Annotated in this window: 17 protein-coding genes and 1 pseudogene; 8 read left to right on the top strand and 10 right to left on the bottom strand. The window is 71.8% G+C overall.

Annotation, left to right across the window (positions count from 1 at the left end; translation table 11 throughout):
- From treS to glgB, 3 genes are all read left to right on the top strand, one after another.
- A partial coding sequence (treS, locus tag ACZ56E_RS10665; RefSeq protein ID WP_471213067.1) for a maltose alpha-D-glucosyltransferase occupies positions 1 to 1,243 on the top strand: 1,243 nt, incomplete at its 5' end.
- 141 nt (positions 1,244 to 1,384) lie between these two features.
- A complete protein-coding gene (locus ACZ56E_RS10660; protein ID WP_471213065.1) occupies positions 1,385 to 2,821 on the top strand; it encodes a maltokinase N-terminal cap-like domain-containing protein in 1,437 nt (478 codons plus the stop codon).
- 194 nt (positions 2,822 to 3,015) lie between these two features.
- Complete coding sequence (gene glgB, locus ACZ56E_RS10655; RefSeq protein ID WP_471213163.1) at positions 3,016 to 5,247, top strand: 1,4-alpha-glucan branching enzyme; 2,232 nt, start codon at positions 3,016 to 3,018, stop codon at positions 5,245 to 5,247.
- A gap of 36 nt (positions 5,248 to 5,283) precedes the next feature.
- Here glgB and ACZ56E_RS10650 read toward each other — a convergent pair whose 3' ends face one another.
- From ACZ56E_RS10650 to ACZ56E_RS10635, 4 genes are all read right to left on the bottom strand, one after another.
- A complete protein-coding gene (locus tag ACZ56E_RS10650) occupies positions 5,284 to 7,524 on the bottom strand; it encodes a HelD family protein (protein WP_471213063.1) in 2,241 nt (746 codons plus the stop codon).
- A 163-nt stretch (positions 7,525 to 7,687) separates the two neighbouring features.
- Positions 7,688 to 8,020, bottom strand: a complete 333-nt coding sequence (locus ACZ56E_RS10645) for a thioredoxin family protein (RefSeq protein ID WP_468608719.1) — start codon at positions 8,018 to 8,020, stop codon at positions 7,688 to 7,690.
- A gap of 13 nt (positions 8,021 to 8,033) precedes the next feature.
- Positions 8,034 to 8,426, bottom strand: a complete 393-nt coding sequence (locus ACZ56E_RS10640) for a MerR family transcriptional regulator (RefSeq protein WP_398301372.1) — start codon at positions 8,424 to 8,426, stop codon at positions 8,034 to 8,036.
- A 59-nt stretch (positions 8,427 to 8,485) separates the two neighbouring features.
- Positions 8,486 to 9,397 (bottom strand): NAD(P)-dependent oxidoreductase, encoded by a 912-nt coding sequence (locus tag ACZ56E_RS10635; protein ID WP_471213060.1) that lies wholly within the window; start codon positions 9,395 to 9,397, stop codon positions 8,486 to 8,488.
- A gap of 289 nt (positions 9,398 to 9,686) precedes the next feature.
- Here ACZ56E_RS10635 and ACZ56E_RS10630 point away from each other — a divergent pair, with 289 nt between their 5' ends.
- A complete protein-coding gene (locus ACZ56E_RS10630; protein ID WP_471213057.1) occupies positions 9,687 to 10,610 on the top strand; it encodes a glycoside hydrolase family 16 protein in 924 nt (307 codons plus the stop codon).
- On the opposite strand, the gene ACZ56E_RS10625 is transcribed toward ACZ56E_RS10630, so the two are convergent.
- Entirely contained in the window at positions 10,583 to 11,536 is a 954-nt protein-coding gene (locus ACZ56E_RS10625; protein ID WP_471213162.1) for a helix-turn-helix domain-containing protein, read from the bottom strand. The genes ACZ56E_RS10630 and ACZ56E_RS10625 overlap by 28 nt on opposite strands.
- A gap of 252 nt (positions 11,537 to 11,788) precedes the next feature.
- Between ACZ56E_RS10625 and ACZ56E_RS10620 the strand changes: the two genes are divergently transcribed.
- Positions 11,789 to 12,607: an alpha/beta fold hydrolase gene (locus ACZ56E_RS10620; protein WP_471213055.1), complete on the top strand. Its 819-nt coding sequence runs from the start codon at positions 11,789 to 11,791 to the stop codon at positions 12,605 to 12,607.
- Here ACZ56E_RS10620 and ACZ56E_RS10615 read toward each other — a convergent pair.
- The 3 genes from ACZ56E_RS10615 to ACZ56E_RS10605 all read right to left on the bottom strand — a co-directional run bounded on the left by ACZ56E_RS10615 (position 12,604) and on the right by ACZ56E_RS10605 (position 15,845).
- Positions 12,604 to 13,200, bottom strand: a complete 597-nt coding sequence (locus ACZ56E_RS10615; protein WP_471213053.1) for a hypothetical protein — start codon at positions 13,198 to 13,200, stop codon at positions 12,604 to 12,606. The genes ACZ56E_RS10620 and ACZ56E_RS10615 overlap by 4 nt on opposite strands.
- Before the next feature lie 107 nt (positions 13,201 to 13,307).
- Positions 13,308 to 13,913, bottom strand: a complete 606-nt coding sequence (locus tag ACZ56E_RS10610; protein WP_471213050.1) for a dihydrofolate reductase family protein — start codon at positions 13,911 to 13,913, stop codon at positions 13,308 to 13,310.
- A gap of 234 nt (positions 13,914 to 14,147) precedes the next feature.
- A complete protein-coding gene (locus tag ACZ56E_RS10605) occupies positions 14,148 to 15,845 on the bottom strand; it encodes an MFS transporter (RefSeq protein WP_471213048.1) in 1,698 nt (565 codons plus the stop codon).
- 202 nt (positions 15,846 to 16,047) lie between these two features.
- Here ACZ56E_RS10605 and ACZ56E_RS10600 point away from each other — a divergent pair, with 202 nt between their 5' ends.
- Entirely contained in the window at positions 16,048 to 16,680 is a 633-nt protein-coding gene (locus ACZ56E_RS10600) for a TetR/AcrR family transcriptional regulator (protein WP_471213046.1), read from the top strand.
- Here the strand turns inward: ACZ56E_RS10600 and ACZ56E_RS10595 are convergent.
- Positions 16,668 to 19,745 (bottom strand): NACHT domain-containing protein, encoded by a 3,078-nt coding sequence (locus tag ACZ56E_RS10595; protein ID WP_471213043.1) that lies wholly within the window; start codon positions 19,743 to 19,745, stop codon positions 16,668 to 16,670. The two genes, ACZ56E_RS10600 and ACZ56E_RS10595, sit on opposite strands and share 13 nt — an antisense overlap.
- Positions 19,746 to 19,899: 154 nt before the next feature.
- On the bottom strand, positions 19,900 to 21,303 hold the full coding sequence (locus tag ACZ56E_RS10590) for a cation:dicarboxylate symporter family transporter (RefSeq protein WP_471213041.1): 1,404 nt from the start codon (positions 21,301 to 21,303) through the stop codon (positions 19,900 to 19,902).
- Between the two features lie 294 nt (positions 21,304 to 21,597).
- Between ACZ56E_RS10590 and ACZ56E_RS10585 the strand changes: the two are divergent.
- Both ACZ56E_RS10585 and ACZ56E_RS10580 read left to right on the top strand, forming a co-directional pair.
- Positions 21,598 to 23,139 (top strand): annotated as a pseudogene (locus ACZ56E_RS10585) (sensor histidine kinase); the annotation flags it as partial.
- A gap of 968 nt (positions 23,140 to 24,107) precedes the next feature.
- Entirely contained in the window at positions 24,108 to 24,791 is a 684-nt protein-coding gene (locus ACZ56E_RS10580; protein WP_468608739.1) for a response regulator, read from the top strand.
- Positions 24,792 to 24,938: the final 147 nt, after the last annotated feature.

Genomic DNA, 24,938 nt, shown 5'->3' with positions numbered 1-24,938 from the left:
CTTCGTCGACACCGAAGCCTCCAACTGGACCTTCGACCCCGTCCGCAAGCAGTACTACTGGCACCGCTTCTTCTCCCACCAACCCGACCTCAACTTCGAGAACCCGGCCGTGCAGGAAGAGATCATCTCGGCTCTGCGGTTCTGGCTCGACCTCGGCATCGACGGCTTCCGTCTCGATGCCGTCCCCTATCTGTACGCGGAGGAGGGCACCAACTGCGAGAACCTTCCGCGCACCCACCACCTGCTGAAACGCGTCCGCGCCGAGATCGACGCGCACTATCCGGACACGGTGCTGCTCGCCGAGGCGAATCAGTGGCCGGAGGACGTCGTCGACTATTTCGGGGACTTCCAGAACGGCGGCGACGAATGCCACATGGCATTCCACTTCCCCGTCATGCCCCGCATCTTCATGGCCGTACGCCGCGAATCCCGCTACCCCGTCTCCGAAATCCTCGCCAAGACCCCCGCCATCCCCTCCGGCTGCCAATGGGGCATCTTCCTGCGCAACCACGACGAGCTCACCCTCGAAATGGTCACCGACGAAGAACGCGACTACATGTACGCGGAATACGCCAAAGACCCGCGCATGCGCGCCAACATCGGCATCCGCCGCCGCCTCGCCACCCTCCTGGACAACGACCGCAACCAGATCGAGCTCTTCACCGCCCTGCTGCTCTCCCTGCCCGGATCGCCGATCCTCTACTACGGCGACGAGATCGGCATGGGCGACAACATCTGGCTCGGCGACCGCGACGCGGTGCGCACCCCCATGCAGTGGACCCCCGACCGCAACGCCGGCTTCTCCTCCTGCGACCCCGGACGGCTCTACCTCCCCACGATCATGGACCCCGTCTACGGCTACCAGGTCACCAACGTCGAAGCCTCCATGAGCAGCCCCTCCTCGCTGCTCCACTGGACCCGGCGCATGATCGAGATCCGCAAGCAGAACCCGGCGTTCGGACTCGGCTCCTACACCGAGCTCCCCTCGTCCAACCCGGCGGTCCTCGCCTTCCTGCGGGAAGCCCCTTCGACCGGCGACGACGGCGACGACCTCGTGCTGTGCGTGCACAACTTCTCGCGCTTCGCACAGCCCACCGAGCTCGATCTGCAGGCCTTCAGCGGACGCCATCCCGTGGAGCTGATCGGCGGGGTGCGCTTTCCGGCCATCGGTGAGCTGCCGTACCTGCTGACACTGGCGGGCCACGGGTTCTACTGGTTCCGGTTGCGCAAGGAACCGGCGTAGGCTCCGGCAGCGCGACGCCCTCGCGGGGCGGTTTCCGCCGCCCCGCCCTGGGCACTCCTACGCAACGACCGGCACTCTCCCTCCGCACCACCGGCACTCCCGCACCCTGCCTCGTCCGCGACGCGGAAAGGACGCGACGCCATGTCGGAAGCCGCCATCCGCCCCACCGCCCACGCCACCGCGCTGCTCGCCTCGCTCGACCCGCTGCTGCGCGAGTGGCTGCCACGGCAGCGGTGGTTCGCCGGGAAGGGGCGCCCGATCAGCGCCCTGGAAGCGGTGACGGCGACCGAACTCCTGCCGCACGGCTCACCGTCGGGCCTGCTCCACATCCTCCTGCGCGTCCGCCAGCCGATCATCCCCGCGCAGGGCGCCGCACTCGACGGCGTCGGCGCCGAACGGCCCACCGACTGCTACCAGTTGCTGCTCGGCGTCCGCCGCACCCTGCCGCCGCACCTGGCGCCCGCCCTCATCGGCCACGTCACCGAGGGCCCCCTCGCCGGAGCGACGGTGTACGAGGCGCTGCACGACCGGCACCTCACCGAGCTGCTCCTGGAGCGGCTGCGCATGCCGGGCCGGCACGGCGTCCTCCGTTTCGAACGCGAGATGAGCGCCGAGATCCCCTCCGGGCTCGTCCCGCGGCTGCTCGCCACCGAGCAGTCCAACTCCTCGCTCATCTATGGAGATACGTTCATCCTCAAGCTCTTCCGCCGCGTCGTGCCCGGCGTCAACCCCGACCTCGAGATACCGCTGCACCTCGCCCGGCAGGGCTGCGCACGGGTGCCCGCGCCCGCCGCGTGGTTCCTCGCCGACCTGTCGGCCGGCGCCGACGACGCCGAGCGCTGCGGCCTCGGGGTGCTCCAGCCGTACCTCGCCGGGGCCGAGGACGGCTGGGAGCTGGCCCTGCGGATGCGCGACAAGGGCGAGACCTTCACCGGTGAGGCGCGGGCCCTCGGTCGCGCCACGGCGGAGGTGCACGCGGCGCTCGCGGCCGCGCTGCCCACCGTCACCCTGGGCCGGGCGCAGGTGGAGGCGGCGGCGGACGCCATGGCGGAGCGGCTCACCGCGGCCGCGCAGGCCGTCCCCGCGCTGCGCCCCTACGCCCCGGGGCTGCTCACCGCCTTCGAGGCGCTGGCCGACCTGGGCGGCGAGGGCCAGCAGTGGACGGCCCAGCGCGTCCACGGCGACCTGCACCTGGGGCAGTGCCTGCGCTCCCCCGACGGCGAGTGGTCGCTCATAGACTTCGAGGGCGAGCCCGCGCGCCCGCTCGCCGAGCGCCGCCTGCCGCAGCCGCCGGTCCGCGACGTGGCGGGCATGCTGCGCTCCTTCGACTACGCCGCCTCCCACGGCACCTGGGCCCCCGAGTGGGCCGACGGGTGCCGGGCCGCGTACTGCTCGGGATACGCGGAGGTCTCGGGCCGCGACCCGCGCATGGACCCCGTGCTGCTGCGCGCGCACGAGACCGACAAGGCCGTCTACGAAGTCCTCTACGAAGCCCGTCACCGCCCCGACTGGCTGCCGGTCCCGATGGCCGCGGTCCGCCGCCTCACCCAGGACGGCCCCGCCGACGACGCCCACTGACCACTCCTCCGGAGGAGGCCTCCCCCGTGACCCCGCGCCCCCGCAAACCGTCCGAAGAGAAGCACGCGAAGACCACCAAGAGCACCAAGAGCACCAGGAAGACGGCGGCGAAAACACCGGCGAAGGGCAACGGAGCGACGTCCGGACCACGCGCGGCGCAGCCGAAGTCCGGGGCCGACGGAGGGACCCGGGCGGTGACCGCGCCCGGGGCCGTGCCGCCCGCCGTCACCGAATCGCCCGTTCCGGCGAGCGACCGGGACCGGCTCCTGGGCGGTACGCATCACGACCCGCACGGCGTCCTTGGCGCGCACCCCGTGCCCGGCGGGATCGCGTTCCGGGCGCTGCGTCCGTACGCCAAAGCGGTCGCCGTGGTCGCCGAGGACCTCCGTGCCGAGCTGCGCGACGACGGCGACGGCTTCTTCTCCGCGGTCCTGCCGCTGCGGGCCGCGCCGGACGGCTACCGCCTCCATGTCGCGTACGAGGACACGGAGTTGGAGATACACGATGCGTACTCCTTCCTCCCCTCGCTCGGCGAGTTCGATCTGCACCTGATCGGCGAGGGACGCCACGAACAGCTGTGGACCGCTCTCGGCGCGCGGCCGATGATCCACCAGGGCGCGACCGGCACCCGGTTCACGGTGTGGGCGCCCAACGCCCGGGGCGTGCGGATCGTCGGCGGCTTCAACTTCTGGGACGGCACCGGCTTCCCGATGCGTTCGCTCGGCGGCACCGGCGTCTGGGAGCTGTTCGTGCCGTCCGTCGGCGAGGGCGAGCTGTACAAGTACGAGATCACCCGTCCCGACGGCTCCAAGACTTTGCGCGCCGACCCGCTCGCGCGCCGCACGGAGATACCGCCCGCCAATTCCTCGGTCGTGCACGAGTCGCACCACGAGTGGCACGACCAGGAGTGGCTGGCGCGCCGCGCGGGCGTACCGGCCCACGAGGCGCCCTTCTCCGTGTACGAGGTGCATCTCGCGTCCTGGCGTCCGGGGCTGACGTACCGCCAGCTCGCCGAGCAGCTGCCCGCCTACGTCGCGGACCTGGGCTTCACGCACGTCGAGCTGATGCCCGTGGCCGAGCATCCCTTCGGCGGCTCCTGGGGCTACCAGGTCACCGGCTTCTACGCGCCGACCGCCCGCCTCGGCACACCCGACGACTTCAAGTTCCTGGTCGACGCGCTGCACCGGGCCGGGATCGGCGTCCTGATGGACTGGGTGCCGGCGCACTTCCCGCGGGACGACTGGGCGCTCGCGGAGTTCGACGGCCGGCCGCTGTACGAGCACGAGGACCCGGCCCGGTCCGCGCACCCCGACTGGGGCACCCTGGAGTTCGACTACGGCCGCAAGGAGGTCCGCAACTTCCTCGTGGCGAACGCCAGTTACTGGTGCGAGGAGTTCCACATCGACGGCCTGCGCGTCGACGCGGTGGCCTCGATGCTCTACCTCGACTACTCCCGCGAGGACGGCGAGTGGACGCCGAACGCGCACGGCGGCCGCGAGAACCTCGACGCCGTCGCCTTCCTCCAGGAGATGAACGCCACCGTCTACCGTCGCTGCCCCGGCGTCGTCACCATCGCCGAGGAGTCCACGGCCTGGGACGGTGTGACGCGGGCGACGCACCACCAGGGGCCGGGCGGCTTCGGCGGCCTCGGCTTCGGCCTGAAGTGGAACATGGGCTGGATGCACGACTCCCTGGACTACGTCTCCAAGGAGCCGGTACACCGCAAGTACCACCACAACGAAATGACGTTCTCGATGGTGTACGCGTACAGCGAGAACTACGTCCTGCCCATCTCGCACGACGAAGTCGTGCACGGCAAACGGTCGCTGGTGTCCAAGATGCCGGGCGACTGGTGGCAGCAGCGCGCCAACCAGCGCGCCTACCTGGGCTTCATGTGGGCCCACCCGGGCAAGCAACTCCTCTTCATGGGCCAGGAGTTCGCGCAGGGCGCCGAGTGGTCGGAGGCGCACGGCCCCGACTGGTGGCTGCTCGACCCGGCGTACGGCGCCGAACCCGACCACCGGGGCATGCGCGACCTCGTCCGCGAGCTGAACACCGTCTACCGCCGCGAGGGCGCCCTGTGGCAGCGCGACACGGACCCCGGGGGCTTCGCCTGGGTGGAGGGCGACGCCGCCGAGGACAACGTCTTCGCCTTCCTGCGGTACCCGGCGGAGGACGGGGACGGCACCCCGCTCCTCGCCGTCTCCCACTTCTCCCCCGTCGTGCGGCACGCCTACCGGCTCGGCGTGCCGGACGGGTTCGGCGCCTGGCAGGAGGTCCTGAACACGGACGAGGCCCGCTTCGGCGGCGGGGGCGTCACCAGCCCCGACCCCCTCAAGCCGGACCCCGTGCCGTCCCACGGCCGCCCCGCGTCCCTGCGCCTGACGCTGCCACCGCTGGCCACGGTGTGGCTGCGCCCGGTGTGACCTGCCGGGGCCCCCTCAGCTCCTGCCGGGCCCCCTTCAGCCGTCGATCCCCTTGAGCGCCACGGGCAGCTCCTCGGTGAAGAACACGCCGAGGCGCTGCGTGGCCCGGGTCAGGGCCACATAGAGGTCGCTCGTGCCGTACCGCGCGGGCTCGACGACCAGGACCGTGTCGAACTCCAGGCCCTTGGCCTGCCGCGGGTCGATCAGGACGACCGGCCGCGTCAGGTCCGGGGCCCGCCCTGCCGTCACCCCGGGCAGCCGGGCGGCGAGCTCCGCGTGGAGGTCGCGCGGGGCGATCACCGCGAGGCGGCCCTCGTCCCGCGCCTCCGCGGCCACCGCGTCGGCCACGGCGGCGGCGAGGTCGTCGGTCCGGCGCGCCCAGGGACGTACCCCCGTGGACCGCACTGAACTCGGCGGCCGGAAGTCCGGCTGGTCGACGCGCGGCACCTCCGCCGCCACCTCCATGATCTCCACGGGCGTGCGGTAGTTGACGCCGAGCCGGGTGTACTCCCAGCGGTCCTCGACGTACGGCGCGAGGATGGACTCCCACGAGCCGCAGCCGCCCGCCTCCGCGGTCTGCGCCGGGTCGCCGACGAGCGTCATGGAGCGGGTCGGGCAGCGCCGCATGAGCAGCCGCCAGGCCATCGCGGAGAGCTCCTGCGCCTCGTCGACGATGATGTGCCCGAACGCCCAGGTGCGGTCGGCGGCCGCGCGCTCGGCGGCGCTGCGGTGGTCGGCCTCCTCCTGGCGCTCGGCCATCCGCTCCGCGTCGATGATGTTGTGCGCGAGCAGGACCTCGGCGTCGTCCTCGTCCTTGTCCTCGAACTCGTACGTCCGGGAGGCCCGCGAGACGTCGAGCACGCCCTGCGCGTACGCGATCTGCTTGGCCCGCTCGGCCTCGGCCGCGGCCCGCTCGGCGCTGTCGTCGTGCCCGAGCAGTTCGGCGGCCTCGTCGAGCAGCGGCACGTCGGCGGGCGTCCAGGGCGCGTCGTACGGACGGCGGATCGCCCGCGCGTCCGCCTCGCTCAGCCCCGTCGGCTCCTCCAGGAAGTCGGCGAGGAAGCGCTGCGGGGTGAGCGTGGGCCACAGCTCCTCGATGGCCGCGTGCACCTCGGCGCTGGCCGCGATGCCCTTGCCGAGCTGGGCGATGTCGTCGGGGCCGAGGAAGTTCGGCCCGCCGTACGGGTCGTGGCCGATGCGCTCGGCGAGCTGCGCGGTCAGCGCGTCGATGATCCGGAACGCGAAGTGCGGCCGGCCGAGGTTGTGCGGCACGTCGGCGGCGCGGGCCGCCTCGCGCGCCTGGTCGGCGATCGTCCAGTCCAGGATCAGGTCGCCGTCGTCGTGCTCGATGACCAGCGGCTCACCCGGCTCGGGGGTCTGCTGCCGGTCTCGTACGGCCGCGGCGAGCACGTCGGCCATCTCGGCGCGGCCCTTCACCTCGGCCGCCTCGGGGCTGTCCGTGCCGGTCGCCGTCACGCCGGGGAAGAGCTCGCCGACCGTCGAGAGGAGCACGCCGGTCTCGCCGAGCGCGGGCAGCACCTCGCCGATGTAGCCGAGGAACGCCGGGTTCGGGCCGACGATCAGCACGGCACGCTTGGCCAGCAGCTCCCGGTGGGCGTAGAGCAGGAACGCGGCACGGTGCAGCGCCACGACCGTCTTGCCGGTGCCGGGGCCGCCCTCGACGACGAGGACGCCGCGGTGCGGGGCGCGGATGATGCGGTCCTGCTCGGCCTGGATGGTCTGCACGATGTCGTGCATACGGCCGGTGCGGGCGGAGTCGAGCGCGGCGAGGAGCACCTCGTCGGCGTCGGCGCTCTCGTAGCCGGTGCGGGTGGTGTCGCCGAGGTCCAGGATCTCGTCGTGCAGGTCCGTGACCTCGCGGCCCTCGGTGGTGATGTGCCGGCGTCTGCGCAGCCCCATCGGGGTGTGGCCCGTCGCGAGATAGAAGGGGCGCGCGACATCGGCGCGCCAATCGATCACGAGCGGGGTGCGTTCGGTGTCGGACGCGCGGATTCCGATGCGGCCGATGTGATGGTCGCGGCCGTCCCGGAATTCGAGCCGTCCGAAGCAGAGCCCGTTCTCCCCCGCGTCGAAGGCGGCGAGCAGCCCGGACTGCTCCGCCACCAGTACGTCACGCTCCAGACGCGCCTGGAGACCGGTGCCCACCTGCGACAACGAAGCCTGCACGGCGGTCTCGGCCTCCTCGCGCAGCGCGTCCAGGCGTGCGTACAGCCCGGAGACGAATTGCTGCTCTTCACGCAATTCCTCGGTTGACAATTCAGCCCCTCGCCAGTTACAGTGCTCGTATAAAGCTTCTCGTGAAGTCGTCATGCGCAAATGGCAAGAGCTTCGCGAAAGAATCCAATATACGCAGAGAAATGCCCCGGACGTCAATTCGTCCGGGGCATTTCTCTTGTGCTCTTCCGCGCGCCGTCGGCCCTCAGAGCACGTCGGCCAGCTCCGCGAGCAGCTTCCGCTTGGCCCGCGCGCCCACCATCTGCAGCACGGGCTCACCGCCACGGAACACGATCATGGTCGGCGCCGAGAGCACCTTGTACGCGATCGCGGTCGCGGGGCTCCGGTCCACGTCCAGCTGAAGGATCTTGATCCGGTCCGCCTCCTCCCGCGCTATCTCGCTGAGCACCGGCGCCAGCTGCCGGCACGGCCCGCACCAGTCCGCCGTGAACTCCACGAGCACCGGCCGGTCCGCCTCGCGCAGCACCTCCCCCTCGAAATCCGCGTCCGTCACCTCGGCCACACCTGCTGCCTTCACTCCGCCACACTCCTCATCCCGTCAGTTCACACCGCGGCTCGGGGCCGCCTTCGAGCGCCGCCTCGGCGCGCGTGAGCTGCGCCCCGACCTGATCGCGCACCGCAGTCAACTCGCCTATCAGCGCGTTGAGTTCGGTGAGCTTGCGGCGGTACACGGCGAGCGACGCGGGGCAGGAGTCGCCCTCCGGATGGCCGGAGCGCAGACACTCCACGAAGGGCCTGGTCTCCTCCAGATCGAACCCGAAGTCCTGCAAGGTCCTGATCTGCTCCAGGAGCCGCACGTCGTCCTCGTCGTACGTGCGGTAGCCGTTGCCGGACCGCCGCGCGGGCAGCAGCCCGCGGGACTCGTAGTAGCGCAGCGTCCGCGTGGTCGTCCCCGCGCGCGCCGCGAGCTCGCCGATTCGCATGCTCAGACGGTAATCCTTGACGTGGGCGTCAAGGCCAGGGCAGCTTTCGCCCGGGTCGGTCAGACGGGGTTGCGGATGCCTTCGACGATCGAGGTCCAGTTGTCGGCGCCGTGCCCCAGCGCGATCGACCTGTCGGCCGCCGTGAGGACGCCGCGCAGAGCGGCGGCGTCCAGGCCGCGGTGCTCGGCGGCGCGCACGATGTGCCGTACGTTCGCCGCCTCGACGGTGAGGTTGTCCAGGTCGCCGGGGAACTTCCCCGCGTCCAGGTCCGCCGCCGTACCGTCGATCACGTTCGCCAACAGGGCGGCGAGGACCTTCACGTACGGGGCGAGAGCCGCCGCCCGCACGCCCTCCGTGGCCGCGAGGGCGAAGCCGTGCACCAGGCCGTGCATCGCCGTCCAGAAGAAGTCGAGGACGGCCAGGTCGTGGACCGCCGCGAGCCCGTGGTCCTCCCCGACATAGGCGGTCTGCCCGGCCAGGGCCTTGAGCGTCGGCTCGTACTTCTCGTACGCGGACCGCGTGCCGCTGTGGAAGATCAGCGCCTCCGGTGTGCCGATCATCGGCACGGGAACCATGACCGCGCCGTCGAGGTAGTCGACGCCGAGCGCCTCTGCCCAGGCGGCGGCCTCGCGGGCGCGCTCCGGGGTGTCGGAGGTGAGGTTCACGAGGAGGCGGCCGGGCAGGTCGTCGGCGGCCTGGTCGAGCACGGCCCGGGCGGCGTCGTAGTCGACGACACAGACGACGACCACCTCGGCGGCGCGGACCGCCTGCCCAGGGGTGGTGGCGCGGACGGCGCCCCTGGCGACGAGTCCGTCGCCCTTGCCGTCGGAGCGGTTCCAGATGGTGGTGGGGTGACCGGCGTCGAGGAAGGCACCGGCGAGGGCCTGGCCCATGGCGCCGAGTCCGAGGACGGCCACGGCGGGGCGGGGCTGATCGGCGAGGGAGGGGTCCGTGAGGGGGTGATTCGTCATGGTCACCATCGTTGGCGGGGCACCGATCCCCCACAAGTACCGACTAATTAGTCAGGTACGCACCAGAAGGTAAGTGTGGGAGGCAACCGCCGCGTGGCTTCGGGAAGTTGACGCACCGCAGCCATTGACGCGCGCCGCGACCACAACTACAAAACCAGCAGCACAGTTCTGAGAGCGCTCTCACCGTTCGCCGTCACACTCCCCGCCCCCACCACGGAGGTGCCCGATGAGCACGGTCCCCACCACCCCCACGGCCCCCTCAGCCCGCACAGCCCGCACGTCTCGCGCGATGCGCAGGACTCCCCTCCTGGCCGGGCTCGCCGCCGTCGGCCTGCTCGGGGCGCTGATGATGCCGGGGACGGCCAGCGGCGATGTGCCGCCGCCCGCCCCCGGCTGGTCACTGAAGTGGAGCGACGACTTCAACGGTCCCGCGGGAAATGCGCCCTCCGCGAAGAAGTGGCAGGTCGACCTCGGGCACAACTACCCGGGCGGACCGCCCAATTGGGGCACGGGCGAGATCCAGGAGTACACGAACTCCCGTGACAACCTCGCTCTCGACGGCGCCGGCAACCTACGGATCACCCCGCGCAAGGACGCGGCGGGCAAGTGGACCTCCGCGCGGATCGAGACGCGGCGCAGCGACTTCAAGGCTCCGGCGGGCGGCACGCTCGCCATCGAGGGGCGCATCCGGATGCCGGATGTCACGGGGGACGCGGCGCTCGGGTACTGGCCGGCGTTCTGGGCGCTCGGCTCGCCCTACCGGGGCAACTACCAGAACTGGCCGTCCATCGGCGAGTTCGACGTCATGGAGAACGTGAACGGCGTCAACTCGGTGTGGGGCGTGCTGCATTGCGGCGTCAACCCGGGCGGCGACTGCAATGAGACGCAGGGCCTGGGCGCCAGCCGCCCCTGCCCCGGTGCCGCCTGCCAGTCGGCCTTCCACACGTACCGCTTCGAGTGGGACCGCTCGGTGACGCCCAATCAGCTGCGCTGGTACGTCGACGGGCAACGCTTCCACACTCTGAGCCAGGACCGCTTCTCGACGAAGACGTGGACCGACATGACCTCCCACCAGGGGTACTTCCTCCTGCTGAACGTGGCGATGGGCGGCGGCTTCCCGGACGGCGTGGCGGGCCACAGGACACCGACCGCGGCGACGCGGCCGGGCCATGCGATGGCGGTCGACTACGTCGCGGTGTGGACACGCCCGTAGTCCGGGTCCGACGCGGTCGCGGCCAGTGCCGCCCGGAGCCAGTTGTCGGCGGCTCCGGGCGTCGGCTCCGGCGGGCCCTGCGGCGGACTCAGGATCTCGGCGGTGAGCTGCCAGTAGAGGTCGATGCGGGGTTCGGCGGCGAGTATGCGGTGCAGTTCGCGGCGGAAGTCCGCGGTGTCGCGCCGGTTGAGGGCGGCGGCGTGGACGGCGACGAAGCAGTCGAGCGCCTCGCCCCCGTGCGGGGTCCGGTCCGCCCGCAGCTGTGCCGAGGCCAGTTCGTATGCCTCGGGGAGGCCTTCGTAGAGGACGGCGGGGCGGTAGCCCTTGCCGGGCAGGTGCGCCTCGGGCTGGCCGTAGTCGGTGCCGGCGCGGGGTCCCGAGACGAAGCAGGGAGTGGTGACGAAGTCCTGGAGCCGGGCGAAGGCGAGGACCTGTTCCGGGGTGGGGCTGTCGGGCGGCGTCGGCACCGCCTGGTCGACGACGGCGGTGACGACCTTGGCCGGGAGTCGTGCGGGCAGCCAGTACCGCCAGAACCGGGCGAGCGCGTCGGTGCCGGGCGGCGAGGAGAGGGCGCCGACCAGCCGCAGCCGCCCGGCGCGCTCCCGTGGGGTGCAGTCGGTCAGGAGCCGCAGGGCAGCCTCCCGCCAGCGCAGGGCGGCCAGCCGCGAGCCGACCTCCCGCAGCTGCCCCGCGACGATGTCCGCCAGCTCTTCCTCGCGGTCGAGGACCCGGCTCACGTCGGGGACCGGCAGGTCGAGGGTGCGCAGGGAGCGGATGAGGCGGAGCCGGTCGAGGGCTTCGGGGCCGTAGCGGCGGTGGCCGCCGCCGCTGCGGGCGGCTTCGGGCAGCAGGCCGCGGTCGGAGTAGAAGCGGACGGTCTTGACGGAGACGCCCGCCTGTTCGGCGAGCTGTCCGATGCTCAGCAGCCCGTCCGGGGACGCGCCGCCGTCCGCGGTCCCGCCGGGGCCGGTGCTGCGAACGGTCCCGCCGGGGCCGGTGCGGCGAACGGTCCCGCCGTGGCCGGTGCTGCGAACGGTCCCGCCGGGGCCGGTGCGGTGAGGTGACTGACCGTCGGACGACACGACTTGAACCTCCCTCAGGGGGAGTTCCTACCGTACCGGCGAGCGCGGGGGGCCGATCGGCCGGGCCGCGGGGACCGTGGCGTACGAGGAGGACTCATGACGGCGTTCGTGCTGGTGTCGGGCGGATACACGGGCGGCTGGCTGTGGCGGGACGTGGCCGCGGGGCTGCGGGCGGCCGGGGCCGAGGTGCACGCGGCGACGCTCACCGGTCTCGGTGACCGCCGCCACCTGGCGGGACCGGACATCGACCTCGACACCCACATCGAGGACGTGGCGCAGCTGATCGACCACGTCGACGCGCCCGAGGTCGTGCTCGTCGGCTACTGCTACGGCATCTACCCGTCCGCGGGCGCCGCCGACCGGCGCCGGGACAGGATCTCCCGGCTCGTGTACCTGGACTCGCCGATGCCCCGGGACGGCTATTCCATGATCGACCAGGTGCGCGAGCAGATGCCCGACGGGCCGGCCCGCGACCGCACCCTGCGCCAGCAGGAGCAGGCCGAGGACGGCTGGCGCATCCCGGCGCCCACTCGCGCCGAGTGGCGGGCCCACGGGAACCTCGCGGGCGTCCCCGACGACGCGCTCGACCGGCTCGCGCGTCTCGCCTCGCCCGCGCCCGCAGGCCCGTACGCCCAGAAGCTGCGCATCTCGGAGGCGGTCGCCGCCCTGCCGACGACCGGTGTCTTCTGCACCACGGGCGGCACGATGGACATCGCCGCACTGGAATCCCTGGTCGCGTCGGGCCTGCCGCTCGTCCAGCACTTGGTCGGCCCGCACGCCACGTTCTTCGACATGGCCACGGGCCACTGGCCGATGCTCTCCACGCCCGGCGAACTGACCGACGTGCTGCTGCGCGCCGCGGCGGGCGAGGGCCACCGGCTGGCGGCCGCGACGGCCGCTTCGACCACCGCCTAGGCGGGCGCGCCGCACCGGCGCCGGTAGTAGCCGTATGTCAGCGCGAGGATCAGCGGCCCCCACAGCGCCATCAGACCGCTGGTCACGGCGGCCAGGAGCCGCCACCACCCGTTGGTGTACGGGACGTCGGAGAACCCGGCGAGGTGGAAGGTGCAGAGCGTCCAGTCGACCAGCAGCGCGGTGAAGAGCAGCCCCAGGAGGGTGGCGGGCACGATCACCGCGTACGGCGGTATGCGTCTGCCGCGCAGCCGGGGCACCCAGCGCGGCACCACCTCGCCCCACGGCCTCACAAGACCTCTGCAGAGCAGCGCGACCGCCTCGGACAGCAGGCTGAGCGTGACCACGTAGGACACGTTGGCCCACCGGGGCCACGACATCGGGTCGATGTCCGCGCCCATCGAGTGGTCGAACCCGATGGGCAGCCGCCACAGGCACACCGGCAGGGCGAGGAGGGGGAGCAGCCGGGCGACGCGTTCTGCCCAGAGCGGTACGGGCCGTCGCTCCGGAGTCGGTGTGGTGGGCGTAGTGACTGTGGTGGGTGTTGTGGGCGTGGTGGCTGTGGCGGCCGTCGTGATCGTCTCGCTGATCGTCATACGGCCACTCTGGTCGGCGGTGGACGCACGGGAATCACGCGCACGGAGCGATCGGCTCCCCCTCGCGGCGGAGGGCGCCTCCCCCTGAAGTCCCCTGCGCCCGGCCGCTAGACGGTGTCCCCGGCAGCCTTGTCGTAGGTCAGGAAGATCGTGCCGCTGTCGAGCAGCACAGCGTCCGTCCGCTCGTAAAGGACCGGGTCGAACGCGGTCTTCCGCGCGAACAGCGGCGTGCCCGAACCCAGCGTCAGCGGGGCGAGCTTGACGACCAGCCGGTCGATCTCGCCGCGCAGCACTCCGGCGAGCTCACCGCCGCCGCACAGCCAGATGTCCTTGCCGTCCTCCCGCTTCAGCTCCCGCACCTTCTCGACCGGGTCGGTGGCGACGAGCTCGACGCCGGGGTCGGGGCTTTCGGTGAGGCTGCGGCTGAAGACGAGGTGGCGCAGGTGCGGGAAGGCGTTGGTGAGTCCGGCGTCGACGCCGTTCATGTACGTCTTGCGGCCTTCGAGGACCGTGTCGAAGTGGTCCCCGTCCGCGGTGATGCCGAGGGCCTGCCTCGCGGGGGCCGGCAGGGTCTCGGGATAGGCCTGGGCCAGGTGCTGCACGTAGTCCTGGCCGATCGGCCAGAAGCCGTCGGGGCCGGTGGGGTCGGAGCCGTCGGGGCCCGCGATGAAACCGTCGATGCTGACGGCGATGAAGTAGACGAGCTTTCGCATGCGGCTCCTTGGAAGCGGGGATCAGGCCACGTCGTTCGATGTACTGCAAGTGAAGTGGTCAGAACGTAGTACTTCACTTGGAGTGGTGTCAACGGTTTTCCGAAGATTGATTTTCGGAGACGGGCACTCGGACCCGCTGGGCCTGGCACGGCACGCACAAAGGCCGGGCCACCCCCGAGGGGCGGCCCGGCCTTCATGGCTTCATGGCTTCATGACTTCATGGCGTCCGAGGGATCAGCTCTGCGGCTGCCGCTCCCGGGACGACTTCTCCGCGTCGGACTCCGGCGCGTCCTGCCCGGACTCCGACGGGGCGCCCTCGCCCCGGCCCTTGCGCGGCAGCAGCGCCGCCACCAGCACCGTCCCCGCGCCGAGGATCACCGCGCCGATCAGGCTCGTGTGGGCGACCGCGTCCGAGAACGCGGAGCCGACCGCGTCCGCCATCTTGCCCGCGCCCTGGGCGAGCTGCTCGGCCTGGCCCTTCAGCTGGGCCGCCTGCTGCTGGGAGCCGGCGTGGGCCGCCTTCTCGCCCACCGCGCGGGCCTGCTCGCCGATGCCCTGGGCGACCGCGTAGCCCGCGCCGACCGAGTCCTGCGCGGTGTCCAGCGTGCCGTCGGGCAGCTTCGTGCCGGAGGCAGCGGCCGCGTCGCTCAGCTTCGAGGAGTACGAGCTGGCGAGCACCGAGCCGAGGATGGCGATGCCGAGCGAGCCGCCGAGCTCCAGCGACGTGTCGTTGACCGCGCCGCCGACGCCCAGTTCGGACTCGGGGAACGCGCCCATGATCGCGTCGGTGCAGGGCGACAGGGCGAGGCCGATGGCCAGGCCCAGGATGATCAGCGGGGCGACGAAGTCCCCGTACGAGGAGGACGCGTCCACCCGCGTGAGGAGCGCGAGCGCCGCCGTGCCCGCGACCATGCCCGCCGACACGGTGATCTTCATACCGATGCGCGGGGTCAAGTAGCCCGTCAGCGCCGAGCCGACGAAGACCGCGCCGGCGAGCGGCAGCATGCGCACGCCCGTCTCCAGCGGGTTGTAGCCGAGGACGAACTGCAGGTGCTGCGTGAGGTAGTAGAACGCGCCGAAGACCGCGAGGAAGAAGAGCGCCACCGCGAGGTTCGAGCCCGCGAAGCGGCGGTCGAGGAAGCGGCGGACGTTCAGGATCGGGTGCGGGTGGCGCAGCTCCCAGGCCACGAAGGCGAGCAGGCCGACGCCCGCGACGACCGCCGCCGAGATCGCCTTGGCGTCCCAGCCGAAGTGCGGGCCCTGGATGATCATGTAGATCAGCGCGCCGGTCCAGACGACGGAGAGCAGGCCGCCGACGTAGTCGATGCGGTTGGAGTGCCCGGCCTTGGACGGCGGGATGAGCACGAAGGCGCCGACGATCGCGAGGGCGGCCACCGGCACGTTGATCAGGAAGGTCGAGGCCCAGCCGTGGTCCTCGAGGAGCGCGCCGGCGACCAGCGGCCCGGCCGCGATCGCGAGGCCCGCCGTGGCGGTCCACAGCACGATGGCCTTGGCCCGCTCCGCGCGCGGGAACGTCGCGGCGAGCAGCGACAGCGTGGCCGGCATGATCATCGCCGCGCCGAAGCCCATCACCGCGCGGGCCGCGATGACCCCGCCCGAGCTGTCGACGAGCGAGCCCGCGACCGATCCGGCGCCGAAAACGACGAGACCGAGGACGAGCGCGCCGCGCCGGCTGTACTTGTCGCCTATCGCACCGAGCAGCAGCATCAGGGCGGCGTACGGAACGGTGTAGCCGTCGATGACCCACTGCAGGTCGGAGCTGGAGAGCCCGAGGTCCTTGGTCATGTCGGGGGCGGCCACGGTCAGCGCCGTGTTCGCCATCACGATGATCAGCAGGCTCAGGCAGAGCACCAGCAGCGCCCACCACCGGCGCGCGTACGGCCCCTTCATCTCGTCGACCGGTTGCTTCATGAGCAGAGCCACCGAAGCCTCACCCTTCCTTGTCCACATAAGTCCGTGCTCGTCGCGCCTGTCCGGTGACCTCGCACAGCACCGCCGGCTCGCACAGCACTACTGGTTACGCAGCACTACTGGTTGCACAGCACTGTGCAATTACACACGACTGTGCAACTTACGCCACTGCACACTGGTGTGCAAAACGGGCGCGTGCACAATGGAGCCCATGAGCCGAGCCGACGCCAACCGCCGCCGCATCCTGGAGGTGGCGCTCGCCGAGCTGCTGCGCGATCCGGACGCGTCCATGGACCAGATCGCCCGCGCGGCAGGCGTCGTCCGCAGGACCGTGTACGGCCACTTCCCCAGCCGGGAGGCGCTGATCGGCGCGCTCATCGACGGCGCCGTGGAGGCGGTCGCCGCGGCCCACGCCTCGGGGCGCGCCCGCTCGGACGACCCCGCCGAGTCGCTCGCTCACTCGATGGTGGCCGTCTGGGAGATCGCTGACGGCTACCGCCTGCTCGTCGCCCTCGCCCAGCGCAGCGTCGCGATGGAGGGCATCAGACAGCGCCTCGCCCCGGTCCGCGAGGAGTGCGTGAACGTCCTCCGACTCGGCCTCGGCCAGGGCGCGTTCACCTCCCCCCTGCCCCCGGCCGCCCTCGCGTACGTCCACGAACAGCAGCTCTTCGGCCTGATGGAGGCCGTCAACGACGGCCTCCTCGCCCCCGAGGCCGCAGGCCGCGCCGCCGCGTCGACGGCGCTCATGTCGGCGGGGGTTCCGGTGACACGGGTACGGGAGATCATCGCGGCGCTGCCCGAGGGCCGGTCGACCCTGCCGACTCAGTCGACGTAGAGGCGCTCCGGTGGGAAGAGGTCGAGCCCGGTGACCTGGGGGCAGTTGTAGAGCTCGATGTTGATGCTCTCGTGATGCGCCAGAGGCGTCAGGTCGAGGGGCCCGCAGTTCCCGAACGCGACTGCCGTCAGCAGCGGCAGCTCGGCGAGCGCTGCGACCCGCTCGACCTGGCGGGCGTGCCCCACGTACAGCGTGGTGAGGCCCTGGTGCGCGGAGAGCGTGGACAGATCGACGCAGGGGACGTCGAGGATCTGCAGCGTGGACAAGGGGGAGAAGTCCCCCGCCGCCAGGAAACTGCGCCACTGGTGGTCTTCGTTGACGGTGAGCCAGCGCAGGGAGGTCAGGGCCTCCAGCCCGGACAGCCTCATGTGTGCGGCTTGGCGGAAGAACCCGAGACCGCTGAGCTGCGGTGCGAAGGGGAGCTCGTCCAAGGACTTCTCCACCGGAGTGAAGTCGAACACCAGATGGCGGAGCGTGTGCAGATCTTCCAGGGGGGCCAGCGACATGGGAGCTGCCGGCCCGTACACATGAAGTCGCCGCAGGGGCAGGCTCGTCAAGGGACGCAGATCGGCGATGGCCGGACAGCGGGCGATCCCCAGGGACGTCAGGTGCGGCAGCCGACTGAGAGCCGCCGGCTCGGCGAGCGAGTGGTTGTCCGAGAACTGCAGGAACTCCAAGGCGTCGTGTTGCAGCACGACCTCGGGAAGACCGTGATCGCCCAAGAGGTTGAGGTGGGTCAGTCCCGGTAGGCGGGGCAGGCACGCCAGCTCTTCCGCACGGCTCATCGACACGACTTCGTCAGCCATCACAGTGCCCTCGAGGACGGCTTCGAAGTACTTCCGGACGTCGAAGGACGACCATGCCCGGGCGAGCGCGGAGCGCACCCTGATGCGTCGGTCGGAGCGGAAGCGGGAGATCACAGTCAGTGCCGCCGCGCCCTCGACCAGCGCGGCCGTTCTCACCACAGCTGCGGCTTCCCGGTCGGACAGCCCCTCGGGACCCGGCAGCAGTTCCAGCACCAGCTCCCCCGCTCGGGCCAGTGCTTCGGCCTGCGCGTCGGTCCGCGGTGGCATCAGCTGCTCCGTACGTTGCTCCACTTCCCGCCGCACCTGCGGATCCAGCTCCGGCGCATGCTCCAGGCTCGCCGCCGCCAGCAGTACCAGTCGCTCGCGGTGGCCACGTGTTCTGTCCGCGCGCCGCAGCAACTGCCGAAGCAGCCGGGTGCGTTCCTCCACCCTCGCGTGTCCCACGGCCATGCGCACCACGTCGTCCCACTGGTCGTCATGTGCATTGCGCACCAGTACGCCGAAGTCGCGGGCCTCGACCGCCGCCTTCGCGCCCAGATAGTCCTGGAAGGTGCGGTGCACGAAGTCGACCGAGCCGGGGACGGGCTCGCGGAGCAGGCCGCTGCGGATGAGCAGGTGGGTGAAGATCTGCTCGGCGTCGCCCTGCGCGCGCACCTGTGGCATCGCCGCGAGCCACTCGTCCAGCATGGCGATGACGTCCCGCCGGTCCGCCTCGACCTGCGCGTTGCGGATCATCCAGTACGCCAGTCGTTGCAGCAGAGCGGTCTGCTCGTCGAGCGAGAGGGACACGCCCTCGACCGAAGTGACCTCGCGCTCGGTGTCCCGTCGGATGAGCAGTAAGTCCAGGGCCGCGTCGTAGAGCTCCTTGCGGGCCCGGGGCAGATGCATGCGCCGGTCACGGTTCAGGGCGCACAGAAGCGCACACATCAGCGGGTTGGTCGCGAGTCGCCCGAGGTCGCGCCGGGTCGTCACCGCTTCGGCCAGACTCGCTTCGTACCGGGCCAGGAGTTCCCGCCCTTCGGGCTCCGCGCACTCTCGCCGGGCCGCGTCGTGCCAGTGTGCGAGGAAGGCGCGCACCTCGTCCTGTTCCATGGGCAGCAGCGTGAACGCCGTGAAGCCCTGCCCCATCGGCCAGTCCTCCGGCACCGCGGACGGGCGGGTGGTCACCACGTACCGTGCGCGGGGGAAGGCAGCGATCAAGGACTTCAGCCAGCTCTCCGTACGACCGCGGAGCTTGGCCGGCACCTCGTCGACGCCATCAACCAGCACCAGCGCCCGCCCGCTGACCAGCAGGTCCTCCACCCAGCCTGCGGGTGCCCGCAGCGGCACACCGGCCGCGGCGAGGAAGTCCTCGGGCAGCGGAAGGCCCTCGGGGAGGCGGACGGATCGGAGCCGCAGGACGAACGGCACACAGCGATTCCAGTCGGCCAGCTCCGCACCGAAGCTCTGCCGGGCGGCATTCAGCGCGAGCCACTGCACGAGAGTCGACTTGCCCGCCCCCGCCGCCCCGCGCAACACCAGCCGATCGCAGTCCGCCAGCGCCCGCTCCACCCGGACGGCGGCCTGCGCCACGCCGCCGGGCATGCCCTCACTGTCGGCATGCGGGCCGTGCTGCCGGTCCCCGCTCACCGCCAGGCTCAAGTACGCCGTGTCCAACGACCACTCGGCGCGCGCACGGCCGCCCATGGTGACGCCGAACAGTTCCAGACGGCTGTGCGTCTCGGCGACGAAGTGCGCGTACCGCTGCTCGAAGCCACACGGGGCCGCCGCGTCGGGGTGCCGGCCGCGCAACAGCTCACCTGTGCGCCGCGTCTGCTCCACCGCCGCTCGCGCCGCGAAGGACGGGTGGGCCGTCAGCTCCTCGACCACATGGGCGCAGCACAGTTCCAACAGCTCGGCATAGAGCGTCTGGGCCCGTTCGGCGAGATCCGTCACCGGACGGCGCAGACCGGCCGCCAGCCGCCGCGGATCCAGATCCACGGCGAACAGCCGCTCCGCGTCCAGTGTCCCGGCCGCCGCGAAGCCGTCCTGCACGGCGGCGACCGCTGCGAGCCGCTCGTGCCCGGGCACCTGCGCGTACTTCTCCTCGATCCGCCCGGCCAGCACTCGGGCAAGCTTCTCCGGGCCCGCGGGCCTCGGCACGGGGCGAACCCGCGCCGTGACCAGGCCGGCCCCGGGCCGGGGTGTCACCACCGCCTTGGCGACCGCCCCCAGAACCGTCGCCGCCAGCCGAACCAGAACCGTTTCGAGTCCGTGCATCCCCACCCACCGTCCGTCCTCGCTCCCTGAGACACGCTAGGGCGACGCGAGCGCCGGGGAAGCCGGTAACGGGAACAAAGCGCCGCCCGCGGCGTACGAGGAGGAATCTCCCGTACGCCGTGGGCGGCGCCCAGATTTTTTACGCCTGCACCCTTTACACCTTCACCGGCTGCTTGCCGTCGTCGCGCGGCTCAGGCACGGCGTCCGCGTCGCGGGCGTCGTCGGCGGGGGAAGGACCATGGCCGTCGTCCACCAACGTACGTTCGTCGAAGGGGAGTTGCCCGGCGAGTACCGCCGTGACCCGCTCCTTGTCGACCTCCTTGGTCCAGGTGCCGATCAGGAGCGTGGCGACCGCGTTGCCCGCGAAGTTGGTGAGGGCGCGGGCCTCGCTCATGAAGCGGTCGACGCCGATGATCAGGCCGACGCCGTCGACCAGCGCGGGCTTGTGCGACTGGAGGCCGCTCGCGAGGACCGCGATGCCCGAACCGGAGACGCCCGCGGCGCCCTTGGACGCGATCATCATGAAGAGCAGCAGCGAGATCTGTTCGCCGATGCCGAGCGGCTGGTCCATCGCGTCGGCGATGAAGAGGGAGGCCATGGTCAGGTAGATCATGGTGCCGTCGAGGTTGAAGGAGTAGCCGGTCGGGACCGTGATGCCGACGACCGGGCGGCTGACCCCCAGGTGCTCCATCTTCGCGATGAGCCGCGGCAGCGCGGACTCGGAGGAGGAGGTGGAGAGGATGAGCAGGAACTCGCGGCCCAGGTACTTGAGCAGCTTGAAGAGGTTGACCCCGGTCACGAGGCGCATCAGCGTGCCGAGCACGATCACGATGAACAGCGCGCAGGTGACGTAGAACCCGATCATGATCGTGGCGAGCGCCTTGAGCGCGTCGGCGCCGGTCTCGCCGATGACGGCCGCCATCGCGCCGAACGCGCCGATCGGCGCGGCCCACATGATCATGCCGAGCACCCGGAAGACCAGCCGCTGGATGTGCTCGATGCCGCGCAGCACCGGTTCGCCGGAGCGGCCCATGGCCTGCAGGGAGAAGCCCACGAGCAGGGCGACGAGGAGGGTCTGGAGCACCTCGCCCTGAGTGAAGGCGGAGACCAGCGTCTTCGGGATGATCCCGAGCGCGAAGTCGACGAGCCCCTTGTCGGCCTCGTCGGCCGCGTCGTGGCCCGCGCCCTTCTCGGACTCGGTGATGTCCATGCCCGAACCCGGGTGCAGGATGTTGCCGACGAGCAGGCCGATCGCGAGCGCGACGACGGACATCGCCATGAAGTAGGCGAGCGCGAGACCGCCCACCTTGCCGACCTTGGCGGCCTTGCGCACCGAACCGACGCCGAGGACGATCGTGCAGAAGATGATCGGCGAGATCATCATCTTGATCAGGTTCACGAAGCCGGTGCCGACGGGCTTCAGTTCCTTGGCGAAGTCGGGCCAGATGAAGCCGACGGCGATGCCGAGCAGCACGGCACCGATGACGGCGATGTAGAGGTAGTGCGTGCGGTCCCGCTTGGCTGCGGGCTGCGCCTGTGGGTCGGCCGTGCTGGTCACGGGGCCCTCCTTGAACGACGACGTCGGCGTTGCGGTGCCTGCGGTGCGTGCGGCTCACGTCCCGGTGATCGGCTCCCGTCCCGGGAGCTTTCACCGGCCGCGTCTGCGCAGCGGCTCTCCGTCCCGGGCGATCCCGGTGACTATCTCCCGGTCTGTGAGGGCGGTCACCCTTGCGTTCATTTAGTTCGCACTTATACGACCGCTTGTACGAGGAGGCAGACTGGCAGCATGTCCCGCACCCCTCAGGCCCGCCCGCGCCGGCTGCCGCGCAGCCTGGCGGGCCAGCTCTTCGCGATGCAGATCGTGCTGGTCACCGTGGTGGTCGCCGGGTGCGCGCTCTTCACGTATCTGAGCGACAAGCACCAGGCGGAGGAGGGCGCGCGCCACCAGGCGACCGCGGCGGCGCGGGCGGTCGCGGACTCCCCTTCGGTACGGGAGGCCATCCGCGGCAGCGACCCGTCGAGGGAGCTCCAGCCGTACGCGGCACGGGTGCAGCGGGACACCGGCGTCGACTTCGTCACGATCATGGACCCGCGCGGCATCCGCTGGACGCACCCCGACGAGCGCCGCATCGGCGAACGCTTCCTCGGCCACCGGGCGGACGCCCTGCGCGGCAGGACGTTCGCGGAGACGTACACGGGGACGCTGGGTCCTTCGGTACGGGTGGTCACGCCGATCTGGAGCGGTCCCGAGAACGGGGACGGCCGCATCGTCGGCCTGGTCAGCGCCGGCATCACCATCGAGGAGATCACCGAGAAGGCGCGCGGCCAGCTGCTCGCGCTGCTCGGGGTCGCGGCGGCGGCCCTCGTGCTGGGCGGCATCGGTACGTACGTCATCAACGCGCGCCTGCGCCGCAGCACCCACGGCATGAACGCCGCCGAGCTGAGCCGCATGCACGACTACCACGAGGCGGCGCTGCACGCCGTGCGCGAGGGGCTGCTGATGCTCGACGGGCAGCGGCGCATCGCCCTCATCAACGACGGCGGCCGCGAGCTGCTCGGGGTGGCGGACGACCCGGTGATCGGCCGCAACGTCGCCGAGCTCGGGCTCCCCGCACCGCTGACGGGGGCCCTCCTCGCGGCGGAGCCCCGGGTCGACGAACTGCACCTGACCGCCGACCGCGTCGTGGTCGTGAACACCTCTCCGGTGACGGGAGGCGAGCGCCGCGGGACAGTGGTCACCCTCCGCGACCACACAGAACTCCAGGCCCTGACTGGCGAGTTGGATTCCGAACGCGGCTTCACCCAGGCGCTGCGCTCGCAGGCCCACGAGGCCGCGAACCGTCTCCACACGGTGGTGTCCCTCATCGAACTGGGCCGCGCGGACGAGGCGGTCGACTTCGCCACCGCCGAACTGGAGCTGGCGCAGGCGCTCACCGACCAGGTGGTGGCCGCCGTCAGCGAACCCGTCCTCGCGGCCCTGCTGCTCGGCAAGGCGGCGCAGGCCAACGAGCACGGGGTGGAGCTGGTCGTCTCGGCCGACAGCAGCATCGACGACGGCATGCTTCCGTCGGCCCTGCCCGCCCGTGACCTGGTGACGGTCCTCGGCAATCTCATCGACAACGCGGTCGACGCGGCGCAGGGCTCGCCCGCCGCGCGCGTCACCGTGACAGCACGGGCCGACGAGGCGGGCCTACTCCTCCGCGTCCGCGACACGGGCCCCGGAGTCGACCCCGCACAACGCACCGCGGTCTTCGAACGCGGCTGGTCCACAAAGGCCCCCACAGGCCGCGGCCTCGGCCTGGCCCTGGTCCACCAAACGGTAACGAGAAACGGCGGCACACTGACGGTCCGGGAGTCCCCGGAGGGCGGCGCAGATTTCGAGGTGACCTTGCCACCACCAACGTCCCCCAACCCCGCTGCCCCCACTCCACCCGCTACCCCCGCTACCCCTGCCACGCCGACGGCCCCCGCTGCCCCTGCCGCACCCGCCGCACCCGCCGCACCCGCCGCACCCGCCGCACCCGCCGCACCCGCCGCACCCGCCGAGGGCTATCGCACCGCGGGCGCTCCCGTTACGGGCGGCTGTTCCGCAGGTGCTCCCACTGCGGGCGCACCCTCCGCAGGCACTCCCGCCGCGGGCACACGCCCCGCAGCCACTCCCGCCACGTACAAACACCCCACGGCCACCCCCACTTCGGGCACACGCCCCGCGGGCGCTCCCGCCGCGGGCAAACATCCCGCGGGCACTTCCGGTACAGCCGCACGCTCCGCAGGTACTCCCGCCACGGACGAACACCCCACGACCACCCCCGCCACAGGCACAGGTTCCGCGGGCACTCCCGCCACGGACAAACACCTCGCGGCCGCCCCCGCCACGGACGCACGCCCCGCAGGCGCCCCCGCCACAGGCGCACGCCCCGAAGCCACTCCCCCTGCGGACAAACACCCCACGGGCGCGCGTTCCGCGAACGCCTCTGCTGCGGGCCCACTCTCCGCAGGCACGCCCGCCACAGGCCCACTCTCCGCAGCCACCCCCGCCGCGAGACCACACCCGACAGGCGCCGCCCCCGCTGTGGGCAAACGTTCCGCATGGCGGAACGGGTGGGCACAGCCCCCGGTGCCGGGCCGGCATGGCGGGGGCGCCGACGAGGACACGGTGGGCCAACCCCCGGTGCCGGGCGCGCACGACGGAGGCGCCCGCGAGGACACGGTGAGCCAGGACCCGGTGCCGAGCACGTACGGCGGAGGCGCCGGTGAGGGCGCGGTGGGTCAACCCCCGGTGCCGGGCGCGCACGACGAGGGCGTCGGTGAGGGTCCGACGGGTCAGCCCCGGGGTGACGGAAGTGAAGACAGGAGCACCCAGTGATCCGCGTACTCGTGGTCGAAGACGACCCCGTCGCCGCCGACGCCCACGTCCTCTACGTCAACCGTGTCCCGGGTTTCGAGGCCATCGACCGCCCCGCCCACTCCGCCGCCGAGGCCCGCCGCACGCTCGACCGCACCCAGGTCGACCTGATCCTCCTGGACCTGCACCTCCCCGACGGCCACGGCCTCCAGCTGGCCCGCTCGCTCCGCGCGGCCGGGCATCCGACCGACGTCATCGCGGTGACGTCGGCCCGTGACCTGGCGGTCGTCCGCGAGGGCGTCTCCCTCGGCGTCGTCCAGTACGTCCTGAAGCCCTTCACCTTCGCCACCCTCCGCGACCGCCTCACCCGGTACGCGGAGTTCCGCACCGCCGCCGCGGAGGGCGAGGCCACCGGCCAGGACGAGGTGGACCGCGCCCTCGCCACCCTGCGCGCGCCGGGCCCCGTAGCCCTGCCGAAGGGCCTCAGCGGCCCCACCCTCGAACGCGTCATCCGCACCCTGCGGAACGCCCCGGACGGCCTCACCGCCACCGCCGCCGCCCAGTCGGCCGGCCTCTCCCGCATCACCGCACGCCGCTACCTGGAACACCTGGTCGACACGGCTCGCGCCGCCCGCAGCCCCCAGTACGGTCACGTCGGCCGCCCGGAACTGGTCTACCGCTGGCTCACCGCGGCGGAATGACCCGGAGCGACGCCCCTCCCCTCCGGGCGCCCCCCTCTGGGCGCCCCCTCGGGGCACCCCCGACACCGTACGTCCTATAACAACGTTGTCACGTTGATGACAAGCGTCAACGCCCATCCGTGGCACGGGCATTGACCTTGTTCCGAG

The organism is Streptomyces sp. NPDC039480 (genome assembly GCF_055597165.1).
This window is presented reverse-complemented; position numbering and strand designations above follow the sequence as displayed.